4 protein-coding genes are annotated in these 4529 nt (G+C 37.2%); all 4 read right to left on the bottom strand.

Translation table 11 applies throughout. The annotated features are described in order from the left end of the window. Nucleotides 1-112: 112 nt before the first annotated feature. The 4 genes from trpC to VNJ50_RS12520 all read right to left on the bottom strand — a co-directional run bounded on the left by trpC (nt 113) and on the right by VNJ50_RS12520 (nt 4360). Nucleotides 113-895, bottom strand: a complete 783-nt coding sequence (gene trpC / locus VNJ50_RS12535) for an indole-3-glycerol phosphate synthase TrpC (protein ID WP_325582427.1) — start codon at nt 893-895, stop codon at nt 113-115. 217 nt (nt 896-1112) lie between these two features. Further along, complete coding sequence (gene trpD, locus VNJ50_RS12530) at nt 1113-2111, bottom strand: anthranilate phosphoribosyltransferase (RefSeq protein ID WP_325582425.1); 999 nt, start codon at nt 2109-2111, stop codon at nt 1113-1115. Between the two features lie 143 nt (nt 2112-2254). Further along, complete coding sequence (locus VNJ50_RS12525) at nt 2255-2839, bottom strand: aminodeoxychorismate/anthranilate synthase component II (protein ID WP_325582423.1); 585 nt, start codon at nt 2837-2839, stop codon at nt 2255-2257. Between the two features lie 117 nt (nt 2840-2956). Beyond that, nucleotides 2957-4360 (bottom strand): anthranilate synthase component I family protein, encoded by a 1404-nt coding sequence (locus tag VNJ50_RS12520; RefSeq protein WP_325582421.1) that lies wholly within the window; start codon nt 4358-4360, stop codon nt 2957-2959. Nucleotides 4361-4529 lie beyond the last annotated feature (169 nt).

The following is a 4529-nucleotide window of genomic DNA, read 5'->3' as shown; positions in this document are numbered from 1 at the left end:
TTCATACCACAGATTTTAATCCTCATCCCAAGCCTCTTTGAAGGAGAGGGGGTTTGAATTGGAATATTTATGATGTTTTTGCTACTCATTTGATTTTGGACTGTTTTTAATTTTATTGCAATCCTTTTATAAAGGCTGTTGCACTTTCACCTGCATTATCTGTTTTCATAAAGTTTTCACCAATCAAAAAACCTTGATATCCGTAGGGTTGCAATTCTTTGATGGCTTCAATAGTGCTAATGCCGCTTTCTGATATTTTAATGAAATCATTAGGGATTAAAGTACTTAGTTGTTTGCTAGTTTCTAAACTAACTTCAAAGGTTTTTAGATTTCTATTGTTGACGCCAATCATATCTAAACTTGGCATGATGGATTTGTTGAGCTCTTCTTCGTTATGGATTTCCAAAAGGACTTCGAGATTTAAGCTTTTTGCCAATTCAGAAAATTCTTTAATCTCTTCTTTTGATAAAATAGCTGCAATAAGTAAGATTACATCAGCACCATGGGCTTTGGCTTCTATAATTTGATAAGGATCAATGATAAACTCTTTGCGCAATAACGGTAATTGACAACTGGCGCGTGCCAAGATCAAATCGTCCATAGAACCTCCAAAGTATTTGCCATCCGTTAAAACCGACATTCCGCAAACACCAGCATCTTGGTAACCTTTTGCAACGTCAAAAACATTGAGATTTTGATTGATGATGGCTTTGGACGGCGAACGACGTTTATGTTCGGCAATGATTCCTGTTGTACTGTTCTTTAAGTTATCAACAAGAGAAATGGTTTCTTTTTCAAATAAGACCGATCCTTCCAATTGAGAAATAGGAATGATTGATTTTCTTAATTCAACTTCTTTGCGTTTATCAGTAACTATATGGTCTAAAATGGTCATGTTTTTCAGTTGTGGGTTGTGTGTTGTGTGTTGTCTGTTGTTTGTTGTGGGTTGTTTGTTATCGGTTGTCTGTGGTTCCTGGTTTCAGGTTTAAAGCTTCAGATTTAATGTTCAAAGTTTAAAGTTCAAAAATCACCAATCGTTAATCATCAATCGTTAATTTTTTCGGTCATCAGTGTTCTATTTTTTCTAGGCTTTATGTTCTATTTTCTTTCATCTATTTCCCAGCACTTATTTCAACCAGTTTTTCAAATTTCGTTTTTGCTTTTCCACTTAACAAAGATTCCTTTGCCAATGCAAAACTATCTTCAACTGATGAATTGTTTACCGTCGCAATAGCCATGGCCGCATTGGCACAAACAACGTTGTTTTGGGCGTCAGTGCCTTGACCATTTAAAATTTGAGTAAATATTTTTGCTGCAGTTTCTACCGAATCACCGCCGTAAATAGCGCTTTGATCTAAAGTATTCACCCCAAAAAAATCGGGAGTAATCATAGTCTCGGAGGCGTTTCTAATGACTTTTGTTGGACCCGTTAATGAAATTTCATCATAGCCATCCAAGGCATGTAGAATGGTATAATTGATGTCGGTGTTTTGATAGAGATAACTGTACATTCTTAGTAATTCCAGATTAAATACGCCAACCAATTGATTTTTTGGAAATGCCGGATTTACCATGGGTCCCAACATGTTAAAGAAGGTTTTTACGGCCAAATCTTTTCGGATGGGTGCCACATTTTTCATGGCAGGATGAAATAATGGGGCATGCAACACGCAAATGCCCGCTTCATCTAAAGACCTTTTTAAAAAATTGATGTCAGAAGTGAATTTGATCCCTAAAAACTCCATAACATTTGAGGAGCCACAGGCAGAAGAAACACCATAATTACCATGTTTAGTAACATTGATTCCCGCGCCGGCTGTCACAAATGAAGCCAAGGTTGAGATATTAAAAGTATCTTTTCCATCGCCGCCCGTACCACACAAATCGATGCCATTATAGGCGTCTAAATTGACGTGTAGGCACAATTCTAAAAGCGCATCCCTAAAACCTTGCAATTCATTGATGGTGACACTTCGCATCATATAAACGGTCAGAAAAGCGGCAATTTGACTTTGGTTGTAATCGCCTTTGGAGATATTTACCAAAACATGTTTTGCTTCTTCACTGGAGATGCTTTCTTGATTGATAAGTCTGTTGAGTATCTGTTTCATATTCATTCCCCACGATCCCGATAGCTATCGGGAGGGGATCTATATTTATTAAACTTAATTTTATTTTTGGGCAGAATGAAGTATTTTTCGTTAAATCACTTTTTCACCTGCTCACAAATTTTTATGCTGCCAGCTCCAGAACGTTATGAGATTCCGGCCTTGGTGGGAATGCGAATCCAATTTTCCAAAATCTTTTTGCCTTGCGGCGTTAATACCGATTCGGGATGGAATTGGACGCCTTTTAAATCGTACACTTTATGACGCAACGACATCACTTGACCGTTTTCATCAATTGATGTTGCTTCAAGTTCTTCAGGCAGATTAGGATCAACGACCCACGAATGGTAACGCCCAACGTTGATGGTTTTGTCCAGTCCGTCAAAAAGAGATTCGTCATTAACACAAGTTGTTACTTTGGTGGATACGCCGTGATAAACCGCATCTAGATTAATCAAACTGCCGCCATAAACTTCGGCAATGGCCTGCTGACCAAGGCACACGCCTAAAATACTTTTGGTGGGCGCATAGGTTTTGATAATGGTTTTTAATAAACCTGCTTCGTCTGGAAGTCCTGGCCCTGGTGATAGCACAATTTTTTGAAATGCATCAACTTCTTCTAAAGTGAGCTGATCATTGCGTTTTACAGTCACTTCGCAATCCAGATCTTCAAGATAATGGACAAGGTTGTAGGTAAAACTGTCGTAATTGTCGATAACTAATACTTTCATATTTATTCTCCGCGAAGGCGGGGATCTCATGTTTAAAGGTTCGATTTTTATTTTTTCTGAAACCTACAAGGTTTTTAAAACCTTGCAGGTTAAGTAAATGCTTGCAGGTTAAGGGATTTATAGTTCTTCGGCCATTTCGATCGCTTTGGTTAAGGCTCCCAATTTATTATAAACTTCCTGAAGTTCACTTTCGGCATCCGATTTAGAAACGATCCCCGCACCGGCTTGCCAATGCAGTTGGTGGTTTTTGCTCAAAAACGTTCGGATCATAATGGCATGATTAAAGTTGCCTTCAAAATCCATAAACCCAATAGCACCTCCATAAAAATCACGACTTGTTTTTTCATATTTTTCAATAAGTTGCATGGCTTTGAATTTTGGAGCGCCACTTAATGTTCCTGCAGGAAAGGTGTCGGCAACGATTTGCATAGTGGTTGTGTTTTTATGTTTTTTACTGGTCACTTTACTCACTAAATGGATGACATGGGAAAAAAACTGTACCTCTCTATATTTTTCAACGGTGACTTCACTTCCATTTCGGCTGAGGTCGTTTCTTGCCAAATCAACAAGCATGACGTGTTCTGCATTTTCTTTGTCGTCAATGGCTAACTCTTTGGCCAGTTTGGCATCTTTTTCATCATTTCCGGTACGTTTAAAAGTTCCGGCAATAGGATGGATTTCGGCTTTGTCGTTCCGGATGACCAACTGTGCTTCTGGTGAGCTTCCAAAAATCTTGAAATCGCCATAATCAAAATAGAAGAGGTATGGTGATGGATTGATACTTCGTAAGGCGCGATACACATTAAACTCATCGCCCTTAAAGCGTTGTGAGAATTTTTTTGAAAGGACGAGCTGAAATACATCACCTTGAGCACAGTGTTTTTTTGCCAAAGCAACCTGTTCTTTATACTCGCTGTCAGTTAAGTTAGAGGATGTTTCACCATCAGTTGAAAAATTAAAAGCAGCAAAGTTTTTTGATTTGATAAGCTGTAAAAGTTCATCGATATTATTTTCGGTTTCAAAACAATGAGCAAACACATAGGCCTCATTTTTAAAATGGTTAATAGCTATGATATTTTGATAAACTGCATAATAAATATCTGGAATGTCTTGATGATTTTCTTTTTTTGAAATTTTGACATCTTCAAAATAACGAACGGCATCGTAAGCAATATAACCGAAAATTCCATTGTTTATGAACTTAAAAGTTTGCTCGGAATGGATTTTGAAACGTTGGGTGAATTGATGGATTATATGTGCTACATCAGTATCTGCCGTAATTTTATGCGTCAATTTACTTTTGTCTGGAAAGGTTTCCGTAATCACTTCGTTTTGCACTTTTATGGAAGCAATCGGGTTGCAACAGATGTAAGAAAAACTGTTGTCATTGCCATGATAATCACTGCTTTCTAATAAAATGCTGTTCGGGAATTTATCTCTTATCTTCAAATAGATACTGACAGGCGTGATGGTATCCGAAAGTATTTTTTTATAATGGGTATGTAACTTGTATGTATTCATATTGATTTTTATAGTATAAAAAAAAGGCCTGTCGTGAATGACAAGCCTTTTTATATTAGTTTTTAAATATACCTATAGCGTTACCTCACGAATGTTGTTTCGAAAAGTTCCACCACCAAGTATGATTTAAAGTTGTGTACATGTTTTTAATTTTTTCAAATATAGAAAT

This window comes from Gelidibacter sp. (genome assembly GCF_035577925.1).
In the GTDB taxonomy this organism is placed as follows: Bacteria; Bacteroidota; Bacteroidia; order Flavobacteriales; family Flavobacteriaceae; genus Gelidibacter.
Note: the sequence above shows the minus strand (reverse complement) of the source record. Positions and strands in the feature narration are given on the sequence as shown.